Origin of the sequence: Motilimonas sp. 1_MG-2023 (genome assembly GCF_030547455.1) — a bacterium.
Classification (GTDB): domain Bacteria; phylum Pseudomonadota; class Gammaproteobacteria; order Enterobacterales; family CBDFNC01; genus Motilimonas.
Window position 1 is genome coordinate 1 of the sequence record NZ_JAUOPX010000089.1, and the last position, 2,853, is coordinate 2,853.

Sequence of the window (2,853 nt, forward strand, 5' to 3'; positions counted from 1 at the left end):
CTTAATAAAAAATGTTTATATAAATCAGGCAGGTTCGCACCAATGCGTTGTTCGAATATGGCCAAATATTGCTTATCGATAACCCCACAAAAGTTAAAAATGGTGAACTTAGAAAAATCGTACATTAGTTCTCTCCTACCTCTTCTAACTGACAATTACTATCTTTTTCAAAGTTGTAATTATCATTATCACTGAGCTGTTTGTAAATTGATTGGCCGCCAGAATGAGAGACTCCAGCATGGCCTTGGTTGTTTATTAACTTATATTTAAAGACGGTTACATTGCGCTAATAAACTGTCGCTAGCGAGATTACGGCTCGTCTTGTTCTTTAACTTGGTATTGCTCACGCATTTCTTTGTAATTCTCTAAAAAACGATTTCGACGCCATTCATAGTCTTTTTCATTTCGAATAACATCTTTAACCGATTCCAAGTATTCATCCACATTCAGCTCTTTTTCATAAGGAATTTTATCTAAAAATGCCTCAAAGCTATGGGCTAACAGGCAGTAGCGTTTATTAAGCCAGTAATAAATGCCGCCCGCCCCCTCGCCTTTGACCTTCATTAAAAAGATATTATTGGCATGACCGTCGGCGATAGGAATGTAGTCGGGGTCTAGCCCGTAATCCAAGGTATATTCGCTATATTGCTCATTAAGGGAGTTGCGATCCCGTAATCCATTGCTGGGTTTTCCTGTCTCACGAAACGATGCAGCATAAAAAATACCTAAATCAACATCACCCGTTTCATAAGGCTTATCACTAAAAGGATGTCCATCAGGACCGGTTAATGGGACATTACTTGGCCTTAACGATGCCGCGCCGAAACGCAGTAAGAAAGATTTGTAATCTACGGGCAACTTAGCCCCTATTCGTTGCTCAAAAGCCTCAAGGTATTCGGCAGTAATTGCATCGCAATAGTTAATAACTCTGAATGGTTTAACATTAATCATTAATCTTCCCCAATTTCTTCTAATTGATAATCACTATTTTTTTCAAAGTTGTAATTATCATTATCACTGAGCTGCTTGTAAATTGATTGGCCGCCAGAATGAGAGACTCCAGCATGGCCTTGGTTTTTTATTAACGGATATTTAAATAGCTTTCCTATTGCGCTAAAAAACACTCACTAGCGAGATTACGGCTCGCCTTGCTCTTTAACTTGGTATTGCTCACGCATTTCTTTGTACTGACTCTTCCATCGCTCTGCTCTTCGCTCAATCATTTTCTGATCCCCCTTAGCAAACTCTTTTAATTCAACCATGTATTCATCGAAAGTCTGCTCTTTTTCATAAGGAATTTTATCTAAAAATGCCTCAAAGCTATGGGCTAATAAGCAGTAGCGTTTATTAAGCCAGTAATAAATACCGCCCGCCCCCTCGCCTTTTACCTTCATTAAAAAGATATTATTGGCATGGCCGTCGGCGATAGGGATGTAGTCGGGGTCTAGCCCGTAATCTAAGGTATACTCGCTATATTGCTCATTAAGGGAGTTGCGATCCCGTAATCCATTGCTGGGTATTCCCGTTTCACGAAACGATGCAGCATAAAAAATACCTAAATCAACATCACCCGTTTCATAAGGCTTATCACTAAAAGGATGTCCATCAGGACCGGTTAATGGGACATTACTTGGCCTTAACGATGCCGCGCCGAAACGCAGTAAGAAAGATTTGTAATCTACGGGCAACTTAGCTCCTATTCGTTGCTCAAAAGCCTCAAGGTATTCGGCAGTAATTGCATCGCAATAGTTAATAACTCTGAATGGTTTAACATTAATCATTAATCTTCCCCAATTTCTTCTAATTGATAATCACTATTTTTTTCAAAGTTGCAATTATCACTGAGCTGTTTGTAAATTGATTGGCTGCAAGAATGAAATGCTCCTGCATGGCCTCGGTTTATTATTAACGGATATTTAAATAGCTTTCCTATTGCCCTAAAAAACACTCACTAGCCAGGGCGGGATTCCACTTTGAACAGAAAATAAGCAGCAACTAAAGGTGCAGATAAATGTGTAATCGAAGTGCACATATATTGTTCAAGTGTTTTGTAGTTGGCAAGCTTTCAGCAAGAATTAAAAGTTAATTTTGCTTATTAAATAAACATAATAGCCTTAAATATATTGTGAGATCTCACCCTGACTCACTAGCGAGATTACGGCTCGCCTTGCTCTTTAACTTGGTATTGCTCACGCATTTTTTTGTACTGCTTTAAAAAATTGTTTCTGCGCCATTCATAGTCGGCTTCGTCAGTAATAACATCTTTAATCGACTCCAAGTATTCATCCACATTCAGCTCTTTTTCATAAGGAATTTTATCTAAAAATGCCTCAAAGCTATGGGCTAACAGGCAGTAGCGCTTATTAAGCCAGTAATAAATACCGCCCGCCCCCTCGCCTTTTACCTTCATTAAAAAAATATTATTGGCATGACCGTCGGCGATAGGAATGTAGTCGGGGTCTAGCCCGTAATCCAAGGTATATTCGCTATATTGCTCATTAAGGGAGTTGCGATCCCGTAATCCATTGCTGGGTATTCCAGTTTCACGAAACGATGCAGCATAAAATACTCCTAGGCCTACACCGCCTGTTTCATAAGGCATGTCACTAAAGTTATTTCCGTCTGGATCGGTTAACGGGACAGTTGCGGGGCTTAGGTACGCAGCACCAAAGCGCAATAGAAAAGCCTTATAAGCATCTGGCAAGCTAGTGACAATACGCTTCTCAAACTCTGCAATATATGCTTCATCAATAACATGACAAAAACTGGTAATTTCAAATTTGGTCACATCTAACACTAGTCCTCTCCTACCTCTTCTAACTGACAATTACTATCTTTTTCAAAGTTGCAATT

Annotated in this window: 3 protein-coding genes; all 3 read right to left on the bottom strand. The window is 39.4% G+C overall.

From position 1 onward, the window contains the following. Positions 1–309: 309 nt before the first annotated feature. The 3 genes from Q4519_RS21460 to Q4519_RS21470 all read right to left on the bottom strand — a co-directional run bounded on the left by Q4519_RS21460 (position 310) and on the right by Q4519_RS21470 (position 2,797). Positions 310–951: an SMI1/KNR4 family protein gene (locus Q4519_RS21460; protein WP_303515944.1), complete on the bottom strand. Its 642-nt coding sequence runs from the start codon at positions 949–951 to the stop codon at positions 310–312. A 185-nt stretch (positions 952–1,136) separates the two neighbouring features. Next, on the bottom strand, positions 1,137–1,781 hold the full coding sequence (locus Q4519_RS21465; RefSeq protein ID WP_303515945.1) for an SMI1/KNR4 family protein: 645 nt from the start codon (positions 1,779–1,781) through the stop codon (positions 1,137–1,139). Positions 1,782–2,155: 374 nt separating this feature from the next. After that, entirely contained in the window at positions 2,156–2,797 is a 642-nt protein-coding gene (locus Q4519_RS21470) for an SMI1/KNR4 family protein (protein ID WP_303515947.1), read from the bottom strand. Between the last annotated feature and the right edge of the window lie 56 nt (positions 2,798–2,853).

Excerpts from the sequence above, each read along its gene's own strand:
- Q4519_RS21460 (WP_303515944.1), bottom strand. The coding sequence starts at position 951 with ATGATTAATGTTAAACCATTCAGAGTTATTAACTATTGCGATGCAATT.
- Q4519_RS21465 (WP_303515945.1), bottom strand. The coding sequence starts at position 1,781 with ATGATTAATGTTAAACCATTCAGAGTTATTAACTATTGCGATGCAATT.